Source organism: Saccharopolyspora sp. NPDC045839, assembly GCF_056431645.1.
On the sequence record NZ_JBWKKH010000024.1, the window covers coordinates 62,067 to 88,090 of the forward strand.

The 26,024-nt window shown below is 71.0% G+C and carries 26 protein-coding genes; 10 read left to right on the forward strand and 16 right to left on the reverse strand.

The features are described 5' to 3' along the window. Positions 1 to 5: 5 nt before the first annotated feature. The 4 genes from AC07EQ_RS28610 to AC07EQ_RS28625 form a co-directional block, all read right to left on the reverse strand. The gene (locus AC07EQ_RS28610) at positions 6 to 1,193 is read right to left on the reverse strand and encodes an acyl-CoA dehydrogenase family protein (protein ID WP_478390967.1); all 1,188 of its coding nucleotides are present in this window, start codon (positions 1,191 to 1,193) and stop codon (positions 6 to 8) included. Continuing rightward, positions 1,190 to 2,395, reverse strand: coding sequence for a CaiB/BaiF CoA transferase family protein (locus tag AC07EQ_RS28615; protein WP_478391040.1), 1,206 nt, complete (start codon positions 2,393 to 2,395; stop codon positions 1,190 to 1,192). The genes AC07EQ_RS28610 and AC07EQ_RS28615 overlap by 4 nt, the downstream gene beginning before the upstream one ends. Further along, a complete protein-coding gene (locus AC07EQ_RS28620) occupies positions 2,395 to 3,723 on the reverse strand; it encodes an MFS transporter (protein WP_478390968.1) in 1,329 nt (442 codons plus the stop codon). Before AC07EQ_RS28620 ends, AC07EQ_RS28615 begins: the two co-directional genes overlap by 1 nt. A 472-nt stretch (positions 3,724 to 4,195) precedes the next feature. Then, positions 4,196 to 4,789 (reverse strand): TetR/AcrR family transcriptional regulator, encoded by a 594-nt coding sequence (locus AC07EQ_RS28625; RefSeq protein WP_478390969.1) that lies wholly within the window; start codon positions 4,787 to 4,789, stop codon positions 4,196 to 4,198. Between the two features lie 135 nt (positions 4,790 to 4,924). Here AC07EQ_RS28625 and AC07EQ_RS28630 point away from each other — a divergent pair, with 135 nt between their 5' ends. The 3 genes from AC07EQ_RS28630 (at position 4,925) to AC07EQ_RS28640 (ending at position 8,702) form a co-directional block, all read left to right on the forward strand. Continuing rightward, positions 4,925 to 5,893, forward strand: coding sequence for an SDR family NAD(P)-dependent oxidoreductase (locus AC07EQ_RS28630; RefSeq protein ID WP_478390970.1), 969 nt, complete (start codon positions 4,925 to 4,927; stop codon positions 5,891 to 5,893). A 161-nt stretch (positions 5,894 to 6,054) separates the two neighbouring features. Next, entirely contained in the window at positions 6,055 to 7,461 is a 1,407-nt protein-coding gene (locus AC07EQ_RS28635; RefSeq protein WP_478390971.1) for an MFS transporter, read from the forward strand. Positions 7,462 to 7,502: 41 nt separating this feature from the next. Then, positions 7,503 to 8,702, forward strand: coding sequence for a cytochrome P450 (locus tag AC07EQ_RS28640; protein ID WP_478390972.1), 1,200 nt, complete (start codon positions 7,503 to 7,505; stop codon positions 8,700 to 8,702). Between the two features lie 58 nt (positions 8,703 to 8,760). Here AC07EQ_RS28640 and AC07EQ_RS28645 read toward each other — a convergent pair whose 3' ends face one another. The 5 genes from AC07EQ_RS28645 to AC07EQ_RS28665 form a co-directional block, all read right to left on the reverse strand. Further along, positions 8,761 to 10,098 (reverse strand): hypothetical protein, encoded by a 1,338-nt coding sequence (locus tag AC07EQ_RS28645; RefSeq protein ID WP_478390973.1) that lies wholly within the window; start codon positions 10,096 to 10,098, stop codon positions 8,761 to 8,763. Next, positions 10,095 to 10,682, reverse strand: a complete 588-nt coding sequence (locus AC07EQ_RS28650; RefSeq protein WP_478391041.1) for an RNA polymerase sigma factor — start codon at positions 10,680 to 10,682, stop codon at positions 10,095 to 10,097. Before AC07EQ_RS28650 ends, AC07EQ_RS28645 begins: the two co-directional genes overlap by 4 nt. A gap of 72 nt (positions 10,683 to 10,754) precedes the next feature. After that, positions 10,755 to 11,657, reverse strand: coding sequence for an NADP-dependent oxidoreductase (locus tag AC07EQ_RS28655; RefSeq protein ID WP_478390974.1), 903 nt, complete (start codon positions 11,655 to 11,657; stop codon positions 10,755 to 10,757). A gap of 273 nt (positions 11,658 to 11,930) precedes the next feature. Continuing rightward, on the reverse strand, positions 11,931 to 12,191 hold the full coding sequence (locus tag AC07EQ_RS28660; protein ID WP_478390975.1) for a hypothetical protein: 261 nt from the start codon (positions 12,189 to 12,191) through the stop codon (positions 11,931 to 11,933). Between the two features lie 376 nt (positions 12,192 to 12,567). Continuing rightward, a complete protein-coding gene (locus tag AC07EQ_RS28665; RefSeq protein ID WP_478390976.1) occupies positions 12,568 to 13,263 on the reverse strand; it encodes an alpha/beta hydrolase in 696 nt (231 codons plus the stop codon). A gap of 375 nt (positions 13,264 to 13,638) precedes the next feature. Here AC07EQ_RS28665 and AC07EQ_RS28670 point away from each other — a divergent pair, with 375 nt between their 5' ends. The 3 genes from AC07EQ_RS28670 (at position 13,639) to AC07EQ_RS28680 (ending at position 14,992) form a co-directional block, all read left to right on the forward strand. Beyond that, on the forward strand, positions 13,639 to 13,902 hold the full coding sequence (locus AC07EQ_RS28670; protein WP_478390977.1) for a hypothetical protein: 264 nt from the start codon (positions 13,639 to 13,641) through the stop codon (positions 13,900 to 13,902). Between the two features lie 83 nt (positions 13,903 to 13,985). Beyond that, positions 13,986 to 14,549, forward strand: coding sequence for an MmyB family transcriptional regulator (locus AC07EQ_RS28675; protein ID WP_478390978.1), 564 nt, complete (start codon positions 13,986 to 13,988; stop codon positions 14,547 to 14,549). A gap of 41 nt (positions 14,550 to 14,590) precedes the next feature. Next, positions 14,591 to 14,992, forward strand: a complete 402-nt coding sequence (locus AC07EQ_RS28680; RefSeq protein WP_478390979.1) for an NAD(P)H-binding protein — start codon at positions 14,591 to 14,593, stop codon at positions 14,990 to 14,992. A 63-nt stretch (positions 14,993 to 15,055) separates the two neighbouring features. Here the strand turns inward: AC07EQ_RS28680 and AC07EQ_RS28685 are convergent, their stop codons facing one another. From AC07EQ_RS28685 to AC07EQ_RS28695, 3 genes are all read right to left on the reverse strand, one after another. Further along, entirely contained in the window at positions 15,056 to 15,298 is a 243-nt protein-coding gene (locus AC07EQ_RS28685; RefSeq protein ID WP_478390980.1) for a CDGSH iron-sulfur domain-containing protein, read from the reverse strand. A gap of 13 nt (positions 15,299 to 15,311) precedes the next feature. After that, positions 15,312 to 15,518, reverse strand: coding sequence for a heavy-metal-associated domain-containing protein (locus tag AC07EQ_RS28690; protein WP_358386169.1), 207 nt, complete (start codon positions 15,516 to 15,518; stop codon positions 15,312 to 15,314). Between the two features lie 80 nt (positions 15,519 to 15,598). Further along, positions 15,599 to 16,432, reverse strand: a complete 834-nt coding sequence (locus AC07EQ_RS28695; RefSeq protein WP_478390981.1) for a hypothetical protein — start codon at positions 16,430 to 16,432, stop codon at positions 15,599 to 15,601. 336 nt (positions 16,433 to 16,768) lie between these two features. On the opposite strand from AC07EQ_RS28695, the gene AC07EQ_RS28700 reads away from it, so the two are divergent. Both AC07EQ_RS28700 and AC07EQ_RS28705 read left to right on the forward strand, forming a co-directional pair. Beyond that, positions 16,769 to 18,190, forward strand: coding sequence for an MFS transporter (locus AC07EQ_RS28700; RefSeq protein ID WP_478390982.1), 1,422 nt, complete (start codon positions 16,769 to 16,771; stop codon positions 18,188 to 18,190). A gap of 58 nt (positions 18,191 to 18,248) precedes the next feature. After that, positions 18,249 to 18,776: a carboxymuconolactone decarboxylase family protein gene (locus tag AC07EQ_RS28705; RefSeq protein WP_478390983.1), complete on the forward strand. Its 528-nt coding sequence runs from the start codon at positions 18,249 to 18,251 to the stop codon at positions 18,774 to 18,776. A gap of 653 nt (positions 18,777 to 19,429) precedes the next feature. On the opposite strand, the gene ppnP is transcribed toward AC07EQ_RS28705, so the two are convergent. Then, complete coding sequence (ppnP, locus tag AC07EQ_RS28710; protein WP_478390984.1) at positions 19,430 to 19,711, reverse strand: pyrimidine/purine nucleoside phosphorylase; 282 nt, start codon at positions 19,709 to 19,711, stop codon at positions 19,430 to 19,432. 163 nt (positions 19,712 to 19,874) lie between these two features. On the opposite strand from ppnP, the gene AC07EQ_RS28715 reads away from it, so the two are divergent. Both AC07EQ_RS28715 and AC07EQ_RS28720 read left to right on the forward strand, forming a co-directional pair. Next, positions 19,875 to 21,392 (forward strand): PucR family transcriptional regulator, encoded by a 1,518-nt coding sequence (locus tag AC07EQ_RS28715; RefSeq protein ID WP_478390985.1) that lies wholly within the window; start codon positions 19,875 to 19,877, stop codon positions 21,390 to 21,392. 225 nt (positions 21,393 to 21,617) lie between these two features. Beyond that, the gene (locus AC07EQ_RS28720) at positions 21,618 to 22,964 is read left to right on the forward strand and encodes an MFS transporter (protein ID WP_478390986.1); all 1,347 of its coding nucleotides are present in this window, start codon (positions 21,618 to 21,620) and stop codon (positions 22,962 to 22,964) included. 107 nt (positions 22,965 to 23,071) lie between these two features. Here the strand turns inward: AC07EQ_RS28720 and AC07EQ_RS28725 are convergent, their stop codons facing one another. The 3 genes from AC07EQ_RS28725 to AC07EQ_RS28735 all read right to left on the reverse strand — a co-directional run bounded on the left by AC07EQ_RS28725 (position 23,072) and on the right by AC07EQ_RS28735 (position 25,727). Further along, the gene (locus tag AC07EQ_RS28725) at positions 23,072 to 24,121 is read right to left on the reverse strand and encodes a polyprenyl synthetase family protein (protein WP_478390987.1); all 1,050 of its coding nucleotides are present in this window, start codon (positions 24,119 to 24,121) and stop codon (positions 23,072 to 23,074) included. A gap of 313 nt (positions 24,122 to 24,434) precedes the next feature. Continuing rightward, positions 24,435 to 24,587, reverse strand: coding sequence for a hypothetical protein (locus tag AC07EQ_RS28730; protein WP_478390988.1), 153 nt, complete (start codon positions 24,585 to 24,587; stop codon positions 24,435 to 24,437). A gap of 231 nt (positions 24,588 to 24,818) precedes the next feature. Further along, positions 24,819 to 25,727 carry a Vgb family protein gene (locus AC07EQ_RS28735; protein ID WP_478390989.1) on the reverse strand — a complete coding sequence of 303 codons (909 nt, stop codon included), beginning with the start codon at positions 25,725 to 25,727 and terminating at the stop codon, positions 24,819 to 24,821. Positions 25,728 to 26,024: the final 297 nt, after the last annotated feature.

The window sequence follows — 26,024 nt, forward strand, 5'->3', positions numbered from 1 at the left end:
GAGCCCTAACGTACGCGGTAGCTGTCCGGCAGCACCCCGTCCGCCGCGACCGACCGGATCATCGCGCGGCCCAGGTTCCGCTCGTGGATCGCGGAGGCGCCCTCGTAGATGCGCAGGGTGCGGACGTCGCGCCACATCCGGGGCACCGGGTGCGGCCCGACGATGCCCTCCCCGCCGAGCAGCTGCACGCACCGGTCGGCGATCCTGCCGACCATCTCCGAGCAGTACAGCTTCGCCGCCGAAATCCGCTGCCGGGGAACGGTTCCGGCGTCGAACGAGCGGGCGGCGTCCAGGGCGAGGGCCCGCCCGGCCTCCATCTCCGAGTAGCACCGGCCCAGTTCGGCCTGCACGACGCCGAGATCGGCGAGCGGGGCGCCGAACTGGTGCCGCTCGCTGACGTGGCGGGTGGCCTCCTCCAGCATCCGGGTCGCCTGGCCGACGCAGGTCGCGGCGACGTGGAGCCGGGCGTGGTTGATCCCGCGCATCGCGGCCGCGAGCCCGGTGCCGGGCGCCCCGCCGAGCAGCCGGTCCTCGGCGACGACCACCGACTTCAGGTCGATCTCGGCGACGGGCCCCTCGGCGTGGCCGTTCATGAGGTCCGGGATCCGGGTCGACACGCCGGGCGCGGTCCGGTCCACGATGAACGCGGACACCTCGGGGCCCTCGGCGCCGTCGGTGCGCGCGAAGACGAGCAGCGCGTCCGCCCAGTGGGCGTTGGTGATGTAGCGCTTCGACCCGTCCAGGACCCAGCCGTCGCCGGTGCGCCGGGCGACGGTCTGCACGTTGGTCGCGTCGGAACCGGCCTCCGGCTCGGTCAGCGCGAACGAGGTCACCCGCCGGCCGGCCGCCATCTCCGGCAGCATCTCGCGGCGCTGCTCCTCCGTGCCGTGGTCGAGGATCGCCTGCGAGCAGAGCCCGATCACGGTCGAGAAGCGGGAGCGGTACACGCACGACGCCCTGGTGAACTCGAGCGTCAGCCGCACCTGCTGCTCCATGGTCCAGCCGAGCCCGCCGTAGGCGGGCGGGATCGAGATGCCGAACAGCCCCAGCTCGGCCATGCGCCGCACGATCGCATCCGGGACCTGTCCCGTGGCGACCATTTCGGCCTCGGCGGGGATCAGCTCGTCGTCGGTGAACGCGGCGATCGTGCGCAAGTACGCGTCGAAGTCGGCCATGCCGGCGGCGCGGGTCATCGTTTCTCCATCCCTGGTCGCGGTTGCTCCGGCAGGGCGACGACGCCGTCGTCGGCCAGCCGGTCGATCTCGTCCTCGCTGCGCCCGAGTTCGCGCAGCACGTCACGGGTGTGGGCGCCCAGCCGGGGCGCGGCCGACGTCCGGCCGCGGGCCGCCCCGTCGACCCGGAAGGGCGCGACCGGGGCATCGATCCCGAGCTCGTCCAGCTCGACGACCAGGCCCGATGCGGCGAGGTCGGCGTCCTTCGCGAGCTCGTCGAACGACCGCACCGAGCCGCACACGATCCCCCTCGAAGTCAGCAGCGCGATCGCCTCGGCGCGGGTGAGGTGGCCGAGGGCTGAGCTCAGGACTTCCTTCAACGCCAACCGGTTCGCGACCCTCGACCCGTTGTCCGCGAAGCGCGGGTCGGTCGTGAGCTCCGGCCTGCCGATCGCCGAGCACAGCGCGGCCCACTTGGTCGCGGTGTAGGCGGAGACCACGACAGCGCCGTCGACGGTCTGCACGAGATCCGCGGCGGGCGCCACCGCGGGCTGGCCGTTGCCCGTCCGCCGGGGCGCGTCGCCGGTGAGGCGGTAGTCCGTCCACTGCGTCGCCTGGGCCGCCACCACCGCTTCCATCAGCGAGGTCTCGACGACCGCACCGTTGCCGGTCCGGCCGCGCCGGACCAGCGCGGCGAGCACCCCGGACGCCAGGGCGTTCGCGGCCAGCACGTCGGCGACGGTGAAGCCGACGCGCTGCGGTTCGCCGTCGGCATCGCCGGTGGTGTGCATGATCCCGAACTCGGCCTGGGCCGCGATGTCCAGTCCCGCTCGTCCCGCCGAGGGGCCACGGGTTCCGAATCCGGTGACGAACCCGTAGACGAGGTGCGGGTGGCGCGAACGCGTCCGCTCCGGCCCGATGCCGAGGCGTTCGGCCGAGCCGTGCCGGAAGTTGTGCAGCAGCACGTCCGATCCCGCGCACAGCTCGTCGAGGACTCGGAACCCCTCGGGATGCCGCAGGTCGATCGCGATGCTGCGCTTGCCGCGGTTGTTCGCGTGCAGCATCGCCTGGCCGAACGAGCCGACGGATCGCGCCTGGTCGCCGGTGGGGCTCTCCACCTTGATCACCTCGGCGCCCAGGTCGGCCAGCTGCTGGCCGGCCCCGGGAGCGGCGATGTACTGGCCCAGGTCCACCACCCGGATCCCGGTCAGCGGTGCCTCCATCACGAAGCCCTCCTCATCGCGGTCTCGGCCTCCAGGGTCCGGCGAGCGGCCTCCGGGTCCAGCAACCTCGCGCCGATCACCGCGAACGCGCAGATGGCGATACCGACGACGAGGAACCCGTTCGAATAGCCCTCGGACGGCGTCGGCCCGGCTTGGACGATGAGCCCCAGCGCGTAGGGGGCGACGATTCCCGCGATGCTGTAGAACCCGATCACGCACCCGAAGAACGCGGTCCGCTGGCGTTGCGGCAGGAAGTCGGAGGCACCCGCGAAGGCGACCGAGAACGCGACGCTGTTGATGGAGAAGGTGCAGATCACCAGCACCAGCTGGAGCGTCCCCGGCCCGACCAGCGCGAACGCGATCATGCTCAGCCCGGCGAAGACGATCAGCGCGCCGCTGAGGTGACCGCGCGCGGCCCGGGAGCTCCAGCCCCGCGCGAGGAGCCGGCCCGACAGGTATCCGCTGGCGACGAGGACGACGACCGCCGTGGCGTAGGGCGCGGTGACCAGCCATCCGACGGTGGCCGGCGCGTAGCCGAGGCCTTCGCCGAGGAACGCGGGCAGCCACGAGACCTTCAGCGAGGTGATGAGGTAACCCGCGAACGACAGCAGGCTGAGACCCCAGAAGCTGGGCAACCGCAGCAACCGGAGGAACGGCACGTCGATGTGCCCGTTCGGGTCCGCCTCCGCCGCCACCGCGGTCGTCGGGCGCTTCCGCAACGGCTGCCGCTCGACGTAGCACAGCCAGACGACCAGCCAGACGGCGCCGACCGCGATCAGCACGAGGAACGCGGCGTGCCAGGAGTACGAGACGATCACCCACGTCAGCACCGGCGCGGAGATCAGCGGGCCGACCGAGGACCCCGCGTTCACGATCGACCCGGCGAACGCGCGCTTCTCCTTCGGGAACCGGTCGGCGACGACGCTCTGGCACAGGGCGTGAGCCGGCCCCTCGAAGAAGCCCAGCACGATCCGGGACACCAGCAGCACCCCGAACGTCGTGGGCACCGCGAGCGGCAGCATGCTGGCGATCCAGGTGAACATCAGGATGGCCGCCGCCCACTTCGCGGAGATCCAGCGCATGGCGGCGGACAACCCCACCGCGCCGACGGCGAACAACCAGAAGAACGCGCTGCCGACCAGGCCGAAGTCCCCGGCGGTCAGGCCGAGGTCATGGCGGATCTGCTGCGCCGCCAATCCCACCGCCGCCTTGTCCGCGAAGTTCAGCGTGAAGAAGGCGAAGAGCAGGATGACGATGCCCCAGGCCTTGCGGTCCGGGCGTGGGAGCGCCGGTGACACCACCGGCGTCCCGATTTCGGCTGATGCCATGTGACCCTCCGTCACGGCCTTGACCTCGTTGACAAGCGCTGCGCCGCAACAACTCCACCGGTGATCTGCGGCACCAACAAGGCCGAATCCCGAGTCACGCTTATAGCCAGAGCCGATAATCCGCGCGCCGCGCTCTCCTCCCCCCGCGCGCACCGCCCTCGGGGTCGCTTCGGCATCGTGATGCGGCCACGCGTGGAACGTGGCCGCCCGGGACGAAGGACGCCGATTTCGCGCGAAACCGCCGCACCGTGTGAGGGCCGGATGGCGATTTCGCGCGAAATCGCCATCTGTGCCAGGGACCGGGGGCCTTCGGGACGAGCTCTCCCGAAGTCCTTCTGAAACGCCCACTTGATATCGAGGACGCAAGAGCAGCCGAGTGGGAACGAGATCACGTCCACCCGCGACCAGGACGCACGAAAACCGATGTCCTGCAAGGAAAACCGGAGCTACTCGCCGACTGCTGCGGCTCGGTTCAGGGCAGGCCGGGCCAGCCGCGCGCGAGGTGGCAGAACGCGGTGTCCAGGGCCGCTCGCGGGTCGGGCTCCGTGCCCGCGAGATCGGGGATTTCCAGTACGTAGCGGGCAAGCAGGCGCGAGGAGAGGTCGTCTGCGTCGCGGCCGGTTTCCTCGGCGATGACGCGGGCCAGCGCGGCTTCGCAGCTCGTCCACAACGTCCGGGCGTAGGCGCGCAAAGCCGGGGTGGCGACCACGAGTTCGGCGACGCGCCGGGCCTCTGGTCCGGGATCGGGGGCGAAAGGGCCTCGCGTGGCGAGGAAATCGCGCAGGGCATCCAGGACCGAACCGCCCTCCGGGCGGTTGCGAACGGCCGCCGCCAGGCCCGCCTCGCGTTCTCCGGCGTCGCCGAGGACCAGCGCCTCCTTCCCGCCGGGGAAGTGCGCGAACAGCGTCGACACCGCAGTGTCCGCGGTGTCGGCGATCTCGGCGACGGTGACCTGGTCGAAGCCCCGCTCCAGGAACAGCCGGCGCGCGGCCGCCGAGAGTGCCTGGCGGGTGGCGGCCTTCTTGCGTTCACGCCGGTCGGACACCCGCGCCGGAGTCTGTGCCATGCCTCGATGCTACCGGCGAGCAGGAGCGACTCCAAAATCGAAGTCATTGCAAAGTCGGAACGACTTCGATTTACTTGAGCGGGGCGCCGCAACCCGAAACCACCCCGAAACCACACCGAGCCCACCGGAGCCGCCATGCCGCCCACCGCCCAGACCGCGCAGTGGGACGTCCGCCGGCCACCGCGCGCCGACGGGAAGACCTTCCTGGTGACCGGTGGAAACGCGGGGATCGGGTACTTCGTCGCCGAACAGCTGGCCGGCACCGGAGCGACCGTCGTCCTCGGCAGCCGCAACGGCACCAAGGCGAACGCCGCGATGGCATCGATCCGGTCCCGGACCCCCGATGCACGCGTGCACCACCTCCGCCTGGACCTCTCCGACCTCTCCTCGATCAAGTCCGCCGCGGACGAGCTGGACGCGGGCGGACTCGACGCGATCGTCTGCAACGCCGGGGTGCTGCTGGACGGGCCGCGGCGCGAGGAGACCGAGGATGGCCACGAGTTGACGTTCGCCACCAACCACCTCGGACACTTCCTGCTGGTCGGACACCTGGCGCCGCTGCTCGCCGCGCGCGCGGGCCGCGTGGTCACCACCGGCAGCTTCGTGGCGAAGTCGGCGAACCTGGACCTCGCCGACCTGCAGAGCACGCGGGACTACGAGCCCAAACGCGCCTACGCGCGGTCGAAGCTCGCGCAGATGCTGTTCGGCTTCGAGCTCGACCGTCGCCTGCGCGCCGCCGGCGGGGCGGCGCTGAGCGTGGTGAACCACCCCGGTGGCGCGCTCGACTCCCTCACCCCCTCCCGCCCGCCCGTTCACATCCGGACCACCGGTCAGCGGTTGCGGGGACTGCCCGCCGGACTCGCCTTGCAGGGCAAGGAAGCCGGCGCGTGGCCCGCCGTTCGAGCGGTCCTGGATCCATCCGTTCGCGGTGGCCAGCTGTGGGGACCTCGCATGTTCGGGCTTCGCGGCGAGCCTCGCAGCGAAGCCGTTCAGGGCCCGCTCGCCGACGTCGCGCTCGCCGCAGGCCTGTGGGCCGCCAGCGTGGACCTCACCGGCATCGACCCCTTCGAGGCCGTTCCAGGACCGGCGAAACACGGGCGGTGAGCCCGCCTCGACCTGTCGACATTGGACAGATCGCGAAGGTCCACCCATCCCGAACGATCTCAAGAAAATGTGACGCATTTCACGTCTGTTTTGTCCGTTTACCGGGTGTCCCCGGCCCGGCATGATGCACGCGCCAATCGCTCAACAGTGAGGAAAAGCGCGTGGAAAACACTCGGGATACCGGGTCGTGGCGGGAGCTAGGCGGTCATCTGAGCACCGCGGTCGTGCTGGCCGGCGGGGTGCTCGTCGGCGCGGTGAACATCTACGTGGCGGCGAGCCTGCTGCCGACGGCGGTCGGCGACATCGGCGGCGAGCGGCTGTACGCGTGGAACATGACGGCCTTCCTGATCGCCCAGGTGGTCGCGACGATGTTCGTGGGCCGGCTGCTCTCCCGGCGCGGCGATGTCGGCTCCTACCTGATCGGCTTCGGCGTCTTCGCCGGCGGTTCGCTGGTCTGCGCGGCGGCCCCGGCGATGCCCGTGCTGCTGGTCGGCCGCGGCATCCAGGGCCTCGGCGCCGGACTGCTGACCGGCCTGGGATTCGCCATGATCCGCTCGGCGCTGCCACCCCACCTGTGGTCGCGCGGCAGCGCGTTGGTCTCCGCGATGTTCGGCGTCGGCAACTTCGTGGGCCCGGCGCTCGGCGGGCTGTTCGCGCAGTTCGGTTCGTGGCGACTGGCTTTCGTCGTGCTGGCCGCCGTCTCGGTCGTGATGGCGGCGTTCGTGCCCAGGGCGCTCCCGCGTAGCGAACGGGACGAGCACGCGACCCCGGTGCCGGTGCGCTCGCTGGTGCTGGTCGTCGCGGCCGTGGGCGCGGTGAGCGTCGCCGGGATCCTCTCGAACGCCGCCGCGATGACGGCGTTCATCCTGCTGGGGCTCGCGTTGGTCGTGACGTTCCTGGTGGCGGAAAAGCGGGCGGCGGTGCGGGTCCTGCCGCGTTCGACGTTCCAGTCCGGCTCGGCGTTGCGGTGGGTCTTCCTGACCATCGTGCTGCTCGCATCCGGTGTGGCCGTGGAGACGTTCCTGCCGTTGTTCGGCCAGCACCTGGGTGGGCTGCCGCCCGTGGCGGCGGGATTCTTCGCCGCAGCACTGTCTTTCGGCTGGTCGGCGAGCCAGATCGTGAGCTCCTCGGCGAGCCGGGAGCGGACGATCCGGCGGCTCCAGGTCGCCGGCCCGGCCGCTCTCGCCGCCGGGTTCGCCGCGCTCGCCCTGCTGCAGCACGACGACGCGCCGCTGCCCGTGGTCCTCGCCTGGCTGCCCGTGCTCGTCGCCGGCGGCGCGGGAATCGGCATCGCCATGCCGCACCTGTCCGTCGCCGCCATGGCCAGCACCGATGATCCCGGCGAGGGGCGGAAAACCGCCGCCGCGATCGCGACGGTGCTGACGATGTCGACCGCCTTCGGCGCGGCGGTCGCCGGACTCCTGGTCAACCTGGGCGCGCCATCGATGGTCGCGTCCGCCCGCTACCTCCTGATCGGGTTCGCCGCCATCGCCGCCCTCGGGATCTTCACCGCGCGACGCGCCAACGACGTCGCGCGCCGCCGGGAGAAAGCGGACGCCCACCGATGACCAAGCCGACAACGCATGACAGTCCGGCACGAGGAGGTTCCATGCACGACGCACAGCTGCCGATGTTCCCGATGGCCCGCGCGGAAGGTTGCCCGTTCGACCCGGCGCCGGACCTGTCCGGGGAACGGGTGTCGCGGGTGAGGTTGTGGGATGGCAGCACGCCGTGGCTGGTCACCCGCTACGCGGATGTCCGGGCGCTGCTGGTCGATCCCCGCGTCAGCGTCGATGTCGCGCAGCCCGGTTTCCCGCACACCAACGCGGTGAGCAAGGCGCGGGACGCGCAGATGAAGACGCTGATGCAAATGGACGCGCCGGAGCACACCGCCCAGCGGCGGTTGCTGACCCCGGAGTTCACGTCGAAGAAGATCGAGTCGTTGCGGCCCGGCATCCAGCGGATCGTCGACGAGCTCGTCGACACGTTGCTCGCCGGCCCGAAACCCGTGGACCTCGTGGAGGCCCTCGCGCTGCCGATCCCCTCGCAGGTGATCTGCGAGCTGCTCGGCGTGCCCTACGCCGACCGCGACTTCTTCCAAGAAGTGGCCCGCACGCTCGTCATGGACGAGTCCGATCCCCTGCGCGCCATGGCCGCCAGCGAGGAGCTGAACGCCTACTTGGAGGAGCTGGTGGCCGCGAAGGACGCCGAGCCGGGCGAGGACCTGCTCAGCAAGCTGGCCGTCGAGCACTACCGGACCGGGGAGATGACGCGGCGCGAGATCGCCGTGCTGGGCCAGCTCCTCCTGGTCGCCGGGCACGACACCACCGCGAGCATGATCGCCTTGGGCACCGTCGCACTGCTCGCGCACCCGGAGCAGTTCCGCGCGGTCCGGGACAGCGACGATCCCGCGCTGGTGGCCAACGCGGTGGAGGAACTCCTGCGCTACCTGTCCATCACCCACACCGAAGCCCGCCGCGTCGCGCGGGAGGACCTGGAGATCGGCGGACGGACCATCCGCGCGGGCGAAGGCATCATCGCGGTGAAGAGCACCGCCAACCGGGATCCCGCGGCGTTCCCGGACCCCGACGCGCTCGACGTCCACCGAAAAGCCCGCCACCACATCGCTTTCGGCCACGGCGCGCACCACTGCCTCGGCCACGCGCTGGCCCGGGTCGAGCTGCAGGTCGTGTACGGCACCCTCTACCGGCGCATACCGACCCTGGAGCTGGCCGTACCGCTGGAACAGCTCGTGTTCAAACAGGATGCGGTCTTCTACGGGGTGCGAGAGCTGCCCGTCACCTGGTGAGCTCCGGCGGAAACCGGGCGGGCGGCTTCGAAAAGCCGCCCGCCCGGCCGCTTCCCCATCACATCAACGGCACGAATCCGTTGAACAACGGCAGCCTCTCGCCGTCCCGCGCGAGGACCCACGTGGTGCCGTCGTCCGGGGAGACGGGCTTCGCCCCTTCCGGCAGCCACATCCCGAACGTCCCGTTCGCGACCGGCACGTCGAACGCCTGCCCCAGCGAGAAGTCGGCGATCATGGAGGCCCCCGACGGCGGCACGATGCCCACGAACGCGATCTTCGCGCCGTCCTTGCCGAATCCGGGCACCGCGAGTCGGCGAACCGGGATGGACTGGCCGACGAAGGTGTCGGTGTGCAGCCGGTGGATCTTGCCCGCGGGGTTGGCCGGATCCGGCTCCGTGGTGCAGGCCACCGCGTGCTGCGCGGTCCGGCCCAGCACCACCCGGTACGGCCCGTCCTCGACGAGGACGCCGGGCTGGTAGCCGTCCCGGTCGGCAGGCGGCTCGGCGAGCCCGCCCAGGCATTCGCCGAGCGCCCTGCCCGCCGGCGAAGTCCGGTCCCCGGAGCGGTCGATCAAGCTGAGCAGCGGCGCCGGCGGCGCGGGCAGTTCGGCGCGGGGCCAGATGACCTTTTCCGTGCCCCTACCCGGCTGCCCCGGCTCGCCCCGCCCCGGCTGCTCCGGCGTACCCTCGCCCGGCTGTTCCGGTTCGCCCTGACCCGACGGCTCCGCCTTGCCCTGGCCCGACTGCTCCGGCTTGTACTCGTCCAGTCGTTGCGCCCAGAGGCGGGTTGTCCCCGGGTCCCTCAGCGTGAAGCTGGTGAACTGTCGCGTGTCCGTCGCGACGTCGCTCTCCGAAACCCCCAAGCCGTCCGGCATGGACAGCATGATCCGGGGCCACGTGGGATCGGCGACGCCGGCGGCCACCCCGGTGCTGGTGTAGAGCAGCAGCGCGGTGCTGCTTCCGGCGGCGTAGAAGGGTTCCGTGTTCGGGTCGGACATCGTCACCGTCGTCGACGTCGTCTCGCAGAAGACGGGCTTGCCGCGCACGGTGAACGCGGCGACGACATCGTCGCCCTGCGCCGTGATGGACGCGTTGACCCATTCGCTCCGATCCGGCACCTGGCCGGTCTTGCCCGCGGCGCGAACCGCGTTCCAGCACCGGTCGAGCGTCTTGGTCGTGGCGTCGGGCGGCGCGGCGGTGGGCGTCTCTACGAGCTGCGAGCGGGCGACCTGCACACCGATCACGGCACCGGCGGCGAGCAGGACGACCGCGGCCGAAGCCGCCACCACCCGGCCGCGGTGGCGCGTCGGCATCCCGGCCTCGACCCGGCCGCGCAACCTGGCGCGGACCTCGGGCGGGAGTTCACGTCGCGGGGGAAGCCGTGGCTCGTCGTTCATTTCTCCTCCACCAGGTCGCGCAGCTGGGCCTTCGCCCGGGACAGATGCGAGCGAACGGTGACCTCGGCGACCTTGAGCAGCACCGCCGCATCCGCGATCGACAGGTCGCCGAGCAGGCACAGCTCCACGACCTGCCGCTGCGCTCGCGGCAGCGTGCGCACGGCATCGATCACCTGCTTCAGCCGCGCCTCGCCGTCCAGCTGGTCGGCGACGGCGTCGGCGTGGTCCGACACCATGTCCGGTTCGGGAATGCGGCGCAACAGCCGCAACCGCCGGCTCGCGCCCCGGCGCTCCGTTCGCGCGAGGTTCCCGGCCACCGTGTAGAGCCACGGCAGCAGGCTGTCCCGCACCAGGACGACCTCGGCGCGCTTGCGCCAGGCGATGAGGAAGGTGCTCGACGTCAGGTCTTCGGCGGCGCTCCAGGAACCCGTCAGCCGGTAGGCGTGGTTCCACACCGCTTGCACGTGCCGCTCGAACAGGACGCCGAAGGCCCCGTCGTCGTCGCGTGCCGCGCGCGCCCAGAGGTCACCGTCTTCGAGGTCGTCGGCGGACTCCGCCGACGACCTCGCGCCGGTCCATTGCATGGTCACACCCCTCAGTGGCCGGCAATGGCGGAAGTGTTGTCGCGGTCGGCCGGAACGGCGGCGGCGGTCCGCTCAGGGAACGAGGACGATCTTGCCGACCGCGTGCCCGTTCTCGACCTGGGCGAGGGCTTCGCCGGCTTCGCCGAGCGGCCGGACCTGCGTGACGTGCGGATCCAACGCCTTCGTCGCGACCAGCCGGGCGAGCGCGGTGAGGACGGCCGTGCTCCGGTCCCGTTCGACCTCGCCGCCGCCGAGCTCGCGGGCCAACGGCTTGTCGGCCACCGAGCGCAGCTTGGTGCGGTCCGCGACCAGACCCGCCACGGTGCGCAGGGCCTCGCCACCGACGAGGTCGAAGACGGCGTCGACCCCGCCCGGCGCGGCAGCGCGCACCCGATCCAGGACACCGTCGCCGTAAGCGACCGGGACGGCCCCGAATCCCGCCACCAGCTCGTGCTTGGCCGGGCTGGCGACCCCGACGACGTTGATCCCCCGGGCTCGCGCGAGCTGCACGACCGGAATCCCGACGCCGCCGCCGGCCCCGTTGACCAGCAGCGTCGCCCCGGCATCCAGGCCGAGGTTCTCCAGCGCGTCGTGCGCGGTACCGGCCGCCACCGGCAGCACCGCGGCCTCCTCCGGCGACACCTCGTCCGGTCGATGCGCCGCGAACGACGCGGTGACCAGCGCCTGCTCGGCCCAGCCGCCGACCATCCCGGGACAACCGCCGAACACCTCGTCGCCGACCGAGAACCCCTCGACCCCGGGCCCGCGCGAGATGACGGTCCCCGCCACCTCGCGGCCCAGCACGGCGGGCCCGGCCACGCCGTAGGAGCCTTCTCGAAGCCGCCAGTCCCCCGGGTTCACGCCCGCCGCGCGCACCTGGACGAGCAGCTCGCCCGGGCCGGGCTCCGGCACCGGAACGTCGAGGAAGGCCTGCTTCTCCGGCCCGCCCACTTCAGAGAACCCGTACGCCCGCATGCCCACTCCCCTTCGCCGTCCCCTCCAACGTACTAAGAGGTCGTTTCAGAATCGTGCGTGGGCATGTGTGGGGTGTGCCGTCCTGCTCTCACGCGGGGCGTCGATTTCGCGCGAAATCGCCACCGGAGCCAGGCGCCTGCGGGATGAACCGAAACGACCGCTGAAGACTCCCGGGGACGAGCACCGTGTGTCTGGAATGGACAGTCGCCGGGTCGCGCGGTGTCGTTTCAGATCCAGCCCTTCTCCGCAGGTATCCGGGCCGGCCGTGCGAGGTCACGATGACGCACCGGCAGTTCGGTCGCGAGCCGCCGGGCATCTCGTCGGCGGCTCCGCGACCAGCACTCCCATCGCGGGAACGGGAATCGCGAAGGCCGCGGCGACGAGCGCTGCGGGCAACCGCCGCTTGCGGCCGACGAGGGCGTCGAAGCTGCACCGGCTGACGACGATGTTCCCGGCGACGAGGGCGAAGGCGAGCACGCTCACTGCGATGAACGCGGTGCGGTCCGATGAGCCGGCCGATTCCGGCCACAGCACCGAGGAACGTGACGATCGGGATCGACACGACGCAAGGTGGACCAGCGCGCGTAGGTCTCGAACCGGCACGCGCTGACCAGGCGCCCGTGCTCCTCATCCCGCCGTCAGGGGCCGAACGGATCACGGTGCCGGCGGGATCAGGGCGGTCGTCACGATGCACGCCTGCATCCTCGCGGGTTGGTGTGATCGCGAGGTGTGCCGCGGTTCACGAGTTCGCCTGCAGCCCGCGAACTCACCTCGAAAACGCCCGTGAGCGCTTTGTGCCGCCACAGCAGCGCAAAACGCTCACGGGTCCGATCGCCGCCGATCGTCGCGTTCCCGGCGATCACCGGGGAAGGCGGCGTTCTTCACTTCGAGTCCGCTGAGGACGGACTGCTCAGGACCGGCTCGCGAGGTTCTCCTCGAAGAACGGCGTGGCCTCCTCGACGGCGCGGTCGACGTACTTCGGCACGTCGTAGAAGTCCATGTGCGTGCCTCCGTCGACGACCACGAGCTTCTTCGGGCTGCGCACCCGGGAGTGCAGTTCCGTGGACATCCACAGCGAACCCGCCTCGCTGCCGGCCACGATCAGGACCGGCTGGGCGAGCAGGTCCTCGACCATGTGGAAGGCGTCGAAGGTGAAGATCCGGGAGACGCTCTTGGTGAACAGGAACTTGTTCTTGGCGTTCGGGTGCTGGGCGCGCGGGGTGAGGTAGTAGTCGTGGGCCTCGACCAGGTCGCGCGGGGTGTTGTCGTCCGGCTCCGCCGGGACGTACGGCAGGTAGGCGGGCTCGGCGCCCTGCGCCTCCGCGGTGCGCTGCTGGGCGAGCGCCTGGAGGGTGGGCACGGCGGCCGAGTCGGGGTCGGTGCAGAACCAGTTCCGGCGGAACGAGGTGCCGATGTTCAGGCCGCTGACCGCGGTGATCGCCTTGATGCGGTAGTCGGTCATCGCGGCGTTGATCGCGTAGCCGCCACCTGCGCAGATTCCCACCGCGCCGATGCGCTCGGCGTCGACGTAGTCGAGCGACTGGAGGTGGTCCACCGCGGCGCGCACGTCGGCGGGCGGCCGGGTCCTCCAGGTGGTGCGGCTCACCGCCGCTGTCGCCCTGGTAGGAGGCGTCGAAGGCAAGCGTCACGAAGCCCCGCTCGGCCAGCTTGCTCGCGTACAGGCCGGCGGTCTGCTCCTTCACGCCACCACCGGGGTGGACGGCGACGATCGTCGCGTAGCTGCCCGCCGGGTCGAAGTCCGCCGGGAAGTAGAGGTTGCCCGCCATGCTGATGGGGCCGTTGGGGAAGGTGATGGCTTCCACTGGTCGCTCCTCGGTGTTGCTCTGGTGCTGGCGCTCGACTGGTCGGCTCGAGCGACAACTCAAGGCTGCGCGCTCCCGCGAGCCCGTGGGAGAGCCTGGTTGTCGGGGGTACCAGCAGAACCTCCATAAGCCGCCGGAACCGGCCTAGCCTCGCAGTCATGCAGATCGCCAAGGACATCAAGGACTTCCTGATGACCCGCCGCGCCAAGATCACCCCCGATCAGGTGGGGCTTCCGTCGAGCGGACGTCGCCGCGTCGCGGGCCTGCGGCGCGAGGAGGTCGCGCTCCTGGCCGGCGTCAGCTCGGAGTACTACGTCCAGATCGAGCGCGGGAACGTCGCCGGCGTGTCCGAAGAGGTCCTGCCTCGATCGCCAAGGCCCTGCAGCTCGACGAGGCCGAGACCACTCACCTGTTCGACCTAGCTCGATCCGCAACCGCGCAGGCGCGGAAGAAGCCCGCTCGGGGACGTGCGGCGCGGCAGGTACCGGAGAGCGTCCAGGCGCTCATGGACGCGATGGTCACGGCTCCCGCGATCGTGCAGAACGGCCACCTCGACATCGTGGCCGCCAACGCACTCGGCCGCGCCCTCTACGCGGACGTCTTCGAGCGGACGCCCCGGCAGCCACCGAACCTGGCCCGGTTCATCTTCCTCGACGACCGCGCCGACCAGGTTTTCCCGGCCTGGGAGAAGGCCGCCGACGACGCGGTCGCGCTGCTGCGCGTCGAGGCCGCCCGCTCCCCCAATTCCAAGGCCATCACCGGAATCGTCGGGGAGCTGGCCACCCACAGCGACGAGTTCCGGACCCGGTGGGCGGCGCACGACGTGCGGGCGCACCGGCGCGGCGAGAAGCGGTTCCACCACCCCGTGGTCGGCGACCTGGCGCTCCGCTTCGAGGCCCTCGACATCGCCAGCGCCACCGGCCTGACCCTGTTCGGCTACACCGCGGAGCCGGGCTCGCCCTCCGACGAAGCCCTCAAGCTGCTCTCCAGCTGGATCGCGACCGAGCGCGGCGAGACCGCTCGCCGTGACACGGACGCCGCGGTGCGGCCGCCCGCGGCGGCCGAGTAGCCGGAAGCCCCTTTCCCCAAGACTCCGAAGGAGATCGACCCATGCCCGAATCGATCGACCGGGTCCTCGTCGGCGCTACCGGGCGCACCGGCCGCCACGTGGTCGCGGCCGCCACCGAGCGCGGCCTCACGCCGGTCGCCCTGGCCCGCAACGAACAGCGCGCCCGCGCCCTCCTGCCCGGCACCGAGATCGTCGTCGGCGACCTCGAAGATCCGGCCGGGCTGCGCGCGGCCGTCCGGGATGTCGACGCCATCATCTTCGCGCACGGTTCCGACGCCGCCGGCCGGGCCGACTCCGTGCAGCGCATCGGCTACGGCGGGGTCGTCAACGTGCTGCGGGCCCTCGGCGACCGCAAATCCCGGATCGTGCTCCAGACCTCGATCTTCGTCACCCGCCGCGACCACTACTTCTCCAGAGGCGCGGCGGATTCCGCGACGTCCTGACCGCGTGGCGCTTGCTGCGGAAGGCCGGTGGCGGTCGTTCCGCCACCGGCCTTTCGCCCCTTGCTATTCCGCTGCCTCCTCGCCGGCCCGCTCGGCCGCGGAGAATCCTTCCCGCGCGTGCGATCCGTCGCAGAACGGCTTCTTCGCCGAGAGCCCGCATCGGCACAGCAGCCGGGTGCGGCCGGGGCCGAGCTCGTAGGTGTTGTTCTCGTGGTCGACGATCTTGACGGGTCCTTTGACCTGGTACGGCCCGTTGTCCACGGTCTTGATCACCACGGACGGCTCGGCCGGGGTCGGATCGCTCATCGATTCGCCGCCGTCAGCTCGCGACCTGGTATCCGGCCTCGTTGACGGCCTTGCGGATCGCGTCCGGGTCGACCGGCGAGGCGCTGACGACCGTGAGCTCGCCGTTGCTGATGTCCACGTCGACGTCGGTGACGCCCTCGACGCCCGTGACCGCGGACGTCACCTTGCTCATGCAACCCGAGCACGTCATGCCCTTGACGACGAAGGTGCTCTCACTCATCGGATCTCCTCTTCTGGGAACGAACTTGATCAATACCCCCGCAGGGTATCAAACATACTGGTAGGGGGTATATCGGCGGCCTACTCGGCGAGTGCGGTGAACTGAGCGGTGCGGACCTTCCCCGCGTGCTTGAAGTCGAGGAACAAGCGGTAGGTGCCCGGACCCGGCACTTCCGCGTGGAACGCGACCTCGGGCCCCGGGCGGGTCACGCCGTCCTCCGGCGAACCGTCCGGGTGGACGTGCAGGTACGCCAGGTCTCCCAGCCGGAGCGCGACCAGGTGGCCGTAGGCGCCGAGGTACGGCTGCAGGTCGGTGACCGGCACGCCGTCGCGGCGCACCACGAGGGTGAGCGGGTTCGCCCGGCCGGCGACCAGCTCCCCGCCGAGCTCCACTTCGTAGCCGTCGACCGCCGAGACGGCGGCGACCTCCGGCACCGGGCGCGGCCGGTAGTCACCGGCGACCGCCAGGTCTGCGCCGAGGGTGAGCGCCGGCCCACCTTCCGGCTGGAAGTCGATGAAGACCCGGTACTCGCCGGCCTCCGCGAGCTCCAGCGGCACCGACCAGGCGCCGCCGCCCACCTCGACGGGGTGCACGTGCCAGAACCCGGTGAGGTCCCGGCGGACGACGATGAGGTGGATCTTCTTGCCGTGCACCTCGGCCAGCGAGGTCAGCGCGGCGCCGTCGGGTCCGAGGATCCGGAACCGGTAGTCGGCGACGTCGCCCGCCGCCAACCGGGTCGTCTCCGGCGCGAAGGTGTACCCGTCCTTCGTGATCTGCAGCCCCTGCGGCACGCCCCCGGCCCCGTGGCCCTGGTGACCGGCCGCGTGACCATGCTCGCCGTGGTGCTGGTGGCCGGTCGCGTGCCCCTGGTGGGCGTGGTGCTGGTGGTGACCGACATTCGCCGACGCGTTCATCGTCGCCGCCTCCTTCTTGTATACCCCCTAGGGGTATCTCTCGAACACGGAGGACTATGCCAAACGATCAAACCGGGGCGCAACGTGATCCACGACATACCCCTTGGGGGTACAACCGGACCGAGACGGCAACCGCCGGGCCAGAACGGCCATTCGCCGAGGTGGCGCAGCAAAACCCGCACCCCGACAGGAGATCCGGGTCGAGCGGAACTCGAGCCAGACCATCCGCCGCACTCGCATCGGCGATCGGCGCGGACTGGACATCCCGGCCCCGCTCGTCTATACCCCTAGGGGGTATCAGTATCCGATCTTTCGAATCACGCGAGGAGTCCCGACATGTCCGCACCAACCCGATCGCCACGCAGGTGGTGGGCGCTCGCGCTCATCGCCCTGGCCCAGTTCATGGTGATCATGGACACCTCGATCATCGGCGTCGCCCTGCCGCGGATGCAGGCGGATCTGGGCTTCTCCCAGGAGAACCTCTCGTGGGTGTTCAACGCCTACGTCATCGCCTTCGGCGGCCTGCTGCTGCTCGGCGGCAGGCTGTCCGACCTGCTCGGCGCGCGCCGGATGTTCGCCGCCGGCTGGCTCGTGCTGCTCGCCGGCTCCGCCGTCGCCGGGGCCGCCGGCACGGCGTGGGTCGAGCTGGCCGGGCGGGCGCTGCAAGGCGCGGGATCCGCGCTGATCGCGCCGTCCGCGCTGACGCTGCTGATGATGCTCTTCGGCGCAACGCCGAAGGAACTCGGCAAGGCGCTCGCGCTCTACGGCGCCGCCGCCCCGGCCGGCGGAACCGCCGGCGTCTTCCTCGGCGGTGTCATCACCGAATACCTGAGCTGGCCGTGGGTCTTCTACCTGAACATCCCGATCGCGGTGCTCGCGCTCGCGCTCACCCCCGCCCTGATGCCGGCCGGTTCGGCGCAGCGCGGCTCCACGGACCTGCTCGGCGCGTTCCTGGCCACCGGCGGGCTCGCCGTCGCGGTCTACGCCATCGTCCGCGCGCCCGAAACCGGTTGGGGTTCCGCCGAAACCGTCATCGGCCTGGTCGCGGCGGTCGCGCTGCTGGCGGCCTTCCTGGTCGTCCAGGCCAAGCGCCGCACTCCCCTGGTCCGGCTCGGCATCTTCCGGACCCCGGACCTCGGCGCGGCCAACATCGCACAGCTGCTGCTGGGCGCGGCGTGGATCCCGATGTGGTTCTTCCTGAACCTCTACCTGCAGCAGGTGCTCGGCCTCGGCGCCTTCGCCAGCGGCTCCGCGCTGCTGCCGATGACCACGGTCATCATGCTGCTGATGATCGTCATCGCGCCGAGGCTGGCCGCCCGCTTCGGGGTCAAGCCGATGATCGTGTCGGGCCTGGTCCTGCTCGCGCTCGGGCTGGGGTGGCTGGCCCTGGTGCGAACGGACGGCAACTACGCGGCCGATGTGCTGCCCGCCTCGCTGGTGGCCGCGGCGGGCATGGCGCTGGCGTTCGTCCCCTCGCTGGGCACTGCCATCTCCGCCGCCCGGCCCGAGGAAGGCGGGCTGGCCTCGGGAATCGTCAACACCAGCTACCAGATCGGGTCGGCCCTGGGCCTTGCCGCGATGACGGCGCTGGCGACGTCGCGGGGCGTCGACCGGATCGGCGATCCCGCCGCGCTCACCAGCGGTGTCTCGGCCGCCTTCGTCGGTGCCGCCGGCATCGCGATCGCCGGTGCGCTCATCGCCGGGATGAGCTTGCGCGGCAAGCGTTCCGCGACCGAACCCCAGAGCACGAACGCCTGACCACCGGCCGCCGCCCGCCTCGCTGGGCGGGCGGCGGCCCCGAACCCCGGAGCACCACATGCGACGTCTCAAGCCGCTCGAACCCGCCGACGCACCGGCCAAGTCCAGCGAACTGCTGGCGGAGATCATCGGCCGCCACGGCACGGCCGGCGACATGGTCCGCACCATGGCGCACTCGCCCGCGCTGCTGACCGGCTACCTGTCGTTCTCCCGCGCGATGAAGCGGGCCAGGCTGCCCGCGGCGCTGGGCGAGAAGGTCTCGCTGGCGGTGCAGGAATGGCTCGGCTGCGCGTCCTGCCTGGCCGCCCACACCGACGCCGCGAAAGCCCTCGGCCTCAGCGACACCGACATCGCCCTGGCCCGCCAGGGCACCTCGGCCGATCCCCGGGAGGCCGCGCTGCTCGCCTTCGTCGTGAACGTGGTGGCCGAACCCGCGACGATCGGCGACGACGACATCGCCGCACTCGCCGCCCACGGCTGGACCGAGCGCACCATCGCCGACGTCGTCGGGCTGGTCGCCCTGAACCAGCTCACCGGCACCTTCAACCTCGTCGCCGGCATCGAACCGGCACCCGCCGCGCCGTGACCTCGGGAGTCGGCGTCATGTCCCGGGCATGACACCGACTCCCGGGCCTGGGCCCGCGCGGCCGATCCAGGGCGGACCGTCCCGTTCGTGATCGTGCGGATGTCGTCGATCGCTTCGAGAACCGACATCCCGGCGTGTTCCATCCCGCCCCGCGCGCAAGCCCGGCACTGCACCACTGCCGATCCGCCGGACGGCGCCGCGAACCACCAGACCGGCACGCCGGAAGGGAACCCCTCGCGGTTTCGGGTAAGACCGGAAGCCGGAAACGCCGGGCGAAATTCCAATTCCAGCCAAGATCAGGAGCCTGACCAACCGGGGGATAGCCACCCGATTTCAGGGGGTCGATTCAGAATGGCGCGCGCGTGGGACCTGGCCGCCGGGGATGCAGTGCATCGGTTTCGCGCGAAGCCGCCACCGGTGCCAGGCTCCGGGAGCCTTCGGGATCAGCCTGGCGGAGCCATTCCGAAACGAGCCTCGCGGCAAGATCGGAAGCCGAGAACACCGGACGAGATCCCGGTTCCAAGCAAATTCGGGAACCTGGCCGAGCAGTGCCATGAGCCGCGTGGACGATCGCGGAACCAGGAGCCGGCGCTTGCGGTGCGCGCCGGCTCCTGGTTCCGCTCCCGGGACGACGGTCCGCGCGGCGGAGAGGATCAGGTGTACGGGCAGAGGTACGCGACGGTGTCCGTGATGCGCACCGTGAAGGACTCGTTGCCCTCGATCTGGAAGGAATCGCCTTCCCCGAAGGTCTTCCACTCCTCCGAACCCGGGAGTTTGACGTCCCATGAGCCGCGGGTCAGGATCATCCACTCCCGGGTCGGCGCCTCGAAGGTCCACTCCCCCGGTTCCATGACTCCGACGGTGAACTTGCCCTGCGCGTTGGCGAACTCGAGGCTGCGGACCCGGCCTTCGTAGTACTCGTTCTGCTTGATCATCGCGTCTCCCTCCACGGGATCGTGCGTCTCGACGGCGACGCGCCGAGTGAACTGACGCGCTCACGCTATGGCCGATGGATCACCCGAACAATCTCCACCCTGTACAAGACGGGCGGTGGTTCTTCTCCGCTGGGGACAAGTTCCGGCCCAGTAGGATCCCCGCATGGGAAGCACCGCTCACGCGCTCACGGTCGCCGATGTCGTCGCTCTCGACCGGCTCCACCTCGCCGTCGCACATGCCGGGCCGGGGATGCGCACGGTCGTCGACGTCCCGCACGTCGCCGAGCTCCCCTCCCCCGGCCAATGGCTGGAGGGCGGCGAGCTCGTGATGACCACGGGCACGCTGCTCGGGCAGGACGCGCAAGCCTGGTCGCACTACGTCGCCGAGCTCGATGCCTGCGGCGTCGCGGCCCTCGTCGTCGGAGTAGGTCCGCACGCGCCCTTCGCCAAGGCGCCGGAGATGCTCGTCGAACTCGCACGCGAGCACGACCTCCCACTGCTCACCGCGCCGGCGACGACATCGTTCGTGAACATCACTCGCGCGGTCATCGCCGCGCAGGCCGAGTCCGAACGAGCGATCCTCCAGGACTCCTTCGCCATGCAGGTGCGCCTGACCTGGATCGTGGCGCGCGGTGGCAGCGTGGACAACCTGCTCGTGGAATGGCACCGGTCGACCGGAGAAGGCGCCGGCGTGCTCGACCGGGTCGGGCGGGTGCTCGGCAAGAACGCGGGGCTCGCCGCCGAGGCGCTCGAAGCGGTCAGCGCCCAGGTTCGGGCGGAGCCGCCGGCGCTCGGTGAACGGTTGTGCCTGCCGGCGGGCGAAATCCCGGGAATCGACGCCGAACTCGTGGTGTCCCCGTTCTCCGGGGAGACCACGGTGCGCGGCTACGTCGCCCGCACCGATTCGCAGCTGTCGAAGGCCGAGTTGGCGGTGCCGACCCTGCTGTCGCTGCTCGCCCTCGAATTCGAGCGGCGGTGGTTCCTCGACGAGCCGGCCCGGCGACGTCGGGCGCAGCACTTCGCGAACCTGCTGTCGATCGACGACGACGGGCGGGCCCGGGCGTTGCTGAAGAGCCTCGGCGTCGAGACCCGGAACCTGTGGGGAATCGCGGTCGAGGCGAGATCGGACACCCATGCCGAGGTGCTGGTCGACGATCTCGCCGTGGTGCTCGGAACGCCGTTGCTGCGGCAGCGCGATCGCCTCGTGGAATGCCTGGCCGTGGGCGAGCCGAAGCGGATCCTCCAGGACTACGGGCTCGATGTGCCGGTGGGCATCGGAACCGCCGTGTCGCCGGGAGGGGCGTCGCGGACGATGCGTCAGGCGACGTCGGCGCTGGCCACGAGCCGGCGCACGGGCTCGCTGATCGAGTTCGTCGACGGTGCCGCGCACGAGTTCCTCCTCAACGTCGCCGACACCGATTACCTCAGCGCCTTCGCCGGCGCCGTCCTCGCCCCGATCGAAGCCACCGGCAACGGCGAGGTGCTGCTCCGCACGCTCCACACCTGGCTGATCGAACGGCGGTCGATCGAGGCCTGCGCCGAGCGGATGGGGGTGCACCGGCACACGGTCCGCAACCGGATCCAGCGGATCACCCAGCTGACCGGGCACAGCCTCGAGAACGTCGACGCGCAGACCGAGCTGTGGCTCGCGCTCAAGGCACGCGGTTTCCGGGAGGAATGAACCCCCGCTCGCCCCGGGACCCGCTCCGACCTGTCTCGATGCGGCGCCGTGGTTGCCGCCGGCGGCGTCTCCGCGGGTTGGCCGCTGTGGACATTTCTCAATGCAGCGTTGTCCGACGCGGCGATTTACCGGCGCATCGGTCGCTGACATCGTTGGTGCACAGCATCGGGATCGTGTCCTGAGTCACTCCGGCACCCCTGGCACCATGCGGAACAAGGAGACAGCGTGTTCACATCCACCAGGCGATCAACTGCCGAGAACCGCACGGTCCTCCGCCGAGTCGTCGCCGCGAGCGGGGTCGGAACGCTCATCGAATACTTCGACTACGCCTCCTACAGCTACCTGGCGACGACCATGGCAGTGGTGTTCTTCCCCACCGAGGATCGTTCGGTGGCGTTGCTGAGCACCTTCGCCGTATTCGCCCTGTCCTTCCTCGTCCGCCCCGCCGGTGCTCTGCTGTGGGGCTCGCTGGGTGATCGCCTGGGCAGGAAACGCATCCTGGCGACGACGATCCTGCTCATGTCGGGTTCGACCTTCGCCATCGGGCTGATCCCCGGCTACGCCTCGATCGGCGTCGCCGCCCCTGCCCTGCTGCTCCTGCTGCGCATCGTGCAGAGCTTCTCGGCCTCCGGGGAGTACGCGGGAGCAGGCATCTTCATCGCCGAGTACGCGCCCGACGGAAAGCGCGGGCTGCTCACGGGAATGGTGCCGATGAGCTCGGCGGCCGGATTCCTGCTCGCCTCCACGATGACCACGACGCTGTACACGGTGCTGCCCCCTGAAGCGATGGAGAGCTGGGGATGGCGGATTCCGTTCCTGGTGGCAGGGCCGCTCGGCCTCGTGGGCCTCTACCTGCGATTCCGGCTCGAAGACACGCCGCAGTACCGCAAGCTCGCGGAAGAAGAACGTGCCGACAGGGACACCCGGCCGGCACCGCGGCGATCGCAGTTGCTCGCCAACCTGCCGGGCATGGGCAAGCTGCTGCTCGTCATGGCGCTCAACGCGGGCGGCTACTACCTGCTGCTCGGCTACGTGCCGACCTATCTCATCGAGCAGGTCGAGATGAGCCAGGCCGACTCGAACCTCGTCGTCACGATCTCCCTGATCACCTACCTCGCCATCGTCCCGATCACGGCATTCCTGTCGGACAGGTTCGGCCGCAAGCGCACGCTGATCGCCGCCTGCGTGCTCCTCATCGCGCTGAGCTACCCGCTGATGGTGCTGCTGTCGGCCGGCGGGATGCTGCTCGCCACCGTTGTCCTGGTCCTGTTCCTGGCGATGTTCTCGCTCAACGACGCGGTGTTCCCGGCCTTCTTCGCGGAAACCTTCGCCACGCGCTCGCGGTACCTCGGCTTCGCCCTCCCCTTCAACGTCGGTGCCGTCCTCTTCGGCGGTGTCGCCCCGTACGTCGCGACCTGGCTGATCGCGCGGACCGGCAATCCGCATTCGCCGGCCTTCTTCCTCATCGGCGTGGCCGTGCTCTCCCTCATCGGGGTGGCGCTGGCCAAGGAGACCGCGAGGAAGCCCTTGCCCGACAACGGGGTCGAGTCCCCGAACCTGCCGCCTCGTTGAGGTTCCGCGCGGCCGCCTCGGCTGCTCACGTCCGATCCGCGCCGTTGGGCACGGATCGGACGTGGACCTCGCGGCCGTTGGCGCTGCGCTTCGAGGCGGCGTCCGGGTCAGCGGGTCCGGCCGATCAAGGACCGGGCCAGCGCCTCGAAGGTCGCGCGGATCTCCGCCGGCATCGGCAGCGATGCCAGGCAGTCCGCGACGCCCGTGAGGTGCCGCATGGCCTCGCGTTCGGCGAACTCCCGGCCGCCCAGCTCCTCGACGAGCTCCGCGGCGAGTCTCAGGTCGGCTTCGGTCCGCGCCTCGGCACCGACCAGCGAAACCAGGCGCTCGCGCGCGGGGCCTTCCGCGGCCAGCGCGGCGATGATCGGCAGGGTCTTCTTGCCCTCCCGCAGATCCCCGAGCACCGGCTTGCCCGTCGCCGCCGGATCCCCCCAGATGCCCAGCACGTCGTCGGTGCACTGGAAGGCGAGCCCGAGGCTGCGGCCGAGGCGGTCGAAGCGCTCCGCGGTCGCGGCGTCCGCGCCGGCCAGCAGGGCGCCCGCCGAAGCGGAAAAGCCGAGCAGCGAACCGGTTTTGGCCTCGGCCATCGCCTGGTACTCGGCGACGCCCACCGCCAGCTCGCCCGTCCACGGCCGTTCGGTGAACCGGATGTCCTCGACCTGACCGACGACCACCTCCCGCATCGAGGCGGCGAGGCGCGCGGCCACTGCGGCACCGGCGTGCGCCCCGCCCTGGCCGAGCAGGATCGCGAACGCTTCGGACTGCAGGGCGTCGCCGAGCAGGATCGCCGCCGGAACCCCATGTTCCTTCCACACCGCGGGCTGACCGCGTCTCAGCACGTCGCCGTCGATGAGGTCGTCGTGGATCAGGCTGAAGTTGTGGACGAGTTCGACGGCGGCGGCCCCGGGCAGCGCCGCCGACGGTTCGCCGCCGACCGCCTCCGCGGCGAGCACGGCCATCGTGGGCCGGATGGCCTTGCCGGTGGCGGCGGGATCCCGCGAGTGCCAACGAAAATGGTAGGAGCCGATCGCCCCGAGCGATGGCCCGAGCCGTGCGACGGCATCGCGCAGCAGTGGTTCGGTGAGCTCGCGAGCCCGTCGGCTGGCGCTCGCCAGCAGCTCGTGATCGGTCTTCGCGGTGACCGGCGATGTGGTCATGATCGGCCTCGATCCTGGTTTCTAATCCCGACGTGACCGACGTTACGTGTCCAAAGAGGCCGGTCAGATCGGCCGAAGTGGCAACCGAGATCGACCGATCGGCCAGGAAACGAGGCCCAACGCCTCATACTTTCGGCCGAAATTCCGGCGCACCCCATTCGCAGCGGGCCCCGCCGGGACGGTGTTGCCGCTGGTAGAGCTCGGGCAACCACCAGCTCAGGCGTCGAATCCGGCCGCATCCCCGCTCGTCGAGGACGACCGGCGGGGATGCGGCGTTCGGCGCAAGCGGATTCGAGGACCGGGCGGACCTCGGTCACCGCCGAGGCCGGAACTTCCTGGCCAGTTCGACGGCTTCCGCCGGAGCCGCCACGTCGAGCACGAACCGGCCACCAAGGGTCTCCTCGCCGAGGCGCGTCGGCCCCTCGGTGATCGCCGACGGCCCGCGGGCTCCCGTACGTACGGCCATCGGCCTGTCACGCTCGGTGTCCAGGCCTGGCCGAGCCGGGTCTCGTGCGCCTTGCGGTAGTCGTCCGGCCTGGATCCGGCGGCACGACTCATCCGCCTCGAAGATCACGAGTGTCCGTTCATGGGTGTTCCCCTCCTCGGGCCCGCGCAACCTGAGGTCTTGCGCCTCGGTATCGAGGCGGGGCCGGACGCCGTGCCGGAGCGGGCCCCCACACCGGCCGGTGCACCGGCTTCAGCGGTCGGCTCCGGCCGGGAGCGGGGCGATCCGGGCGAGGGCGCCGATCTCCAGCGCCGTCCACAGTGCACCGTCGGGGCCGAGGACGATGCCGTGCGGTTCCGAGCCGGGCGTGGGCAGGTCGTGCACCTCGATGACGCCTCCGGCGGTGATCGAGCCGACCCGGCCGGTGCCCCACTCGGTGAACCACATCGCCCCGTCCGGGCCGGTGGTGATGGCGTGCGGCCGGGCGGCGCGGTCGGGCAGCGGGAACTCCTCGATCGCGCCGTCGGTGCCGATCCGGCCGATCTGGCCCGCGCCGATCTCGACGAACCAGATCGCGCCGTCCGGGCCTGCCGCGATGCCCACCGGCGCGGCGGCCTCGGTCGGCAGCGGGTGTACCGCGACTTCGCCGTCCGGGCCGATCCGCCCGATCGCGTTGGCCATGTTCATGGTGAACCACATCGCGCCGTCGGCCCCGGCGGTGATCGCGGACGGGAACGCGCCGGCCAGCGGCAGCGGGAACTCCCGCACCTGACCGTCCGGCGTGATCCGGCCGATCTGGTTCGCGGCGGTCTCGGTGAACCACAGCGCGCCGTCCGGCCCGGCGGCCAGGCCGTACGGCCCGGATTCCGCCGTGGGCAGGTCGAACTCGGCGATCTCGCCCGCGGTGGTGATCCGGCCGATCCGGTGCGCCTGGTACTCGGTGAACCAGAGCGCCCCGTCCGGCCCGACGGTGATGATCGTCGGCCCGCTGTCCGGGTCGAGCTGGTGGCTGGTGAGCGCGCCGCCGGGCACCAACCGGCCGATCCGGCCGCTGCGCACCATCGTGAACCACAGCGCGCCGTCCGGCCCGGTGGTGACCGCGTACGGGCCGGTGCCCTCGGCGGAGACGTCGTGCTGCTCGATCCGCGCGGTCGATGTCATGCGACCTCCTTGTGCTGTTGCGCGATGCGTTCGATGTCGGCAGGAGTGGCCGACACGATCATCCTGCAGTGCCCCGTGACGAGTTCGACCGGCACTCTTCCGCTGCACGGCCGCTCGACGTCGGCATCGCCGAAGCGCCGGATCGGCTCGGCCGCCGACGATCGCCCAAGGCATCGCGTCATAGGTCACCAGCACGTCGCGCCCAACCGAACCGGACTTCGTTGCCACCGCGGTCGTGCAGCCGGACGGCTGACGGAAAGGCCCGCTGCCCGGCGCTTTCGCACCGGACAACGGGCC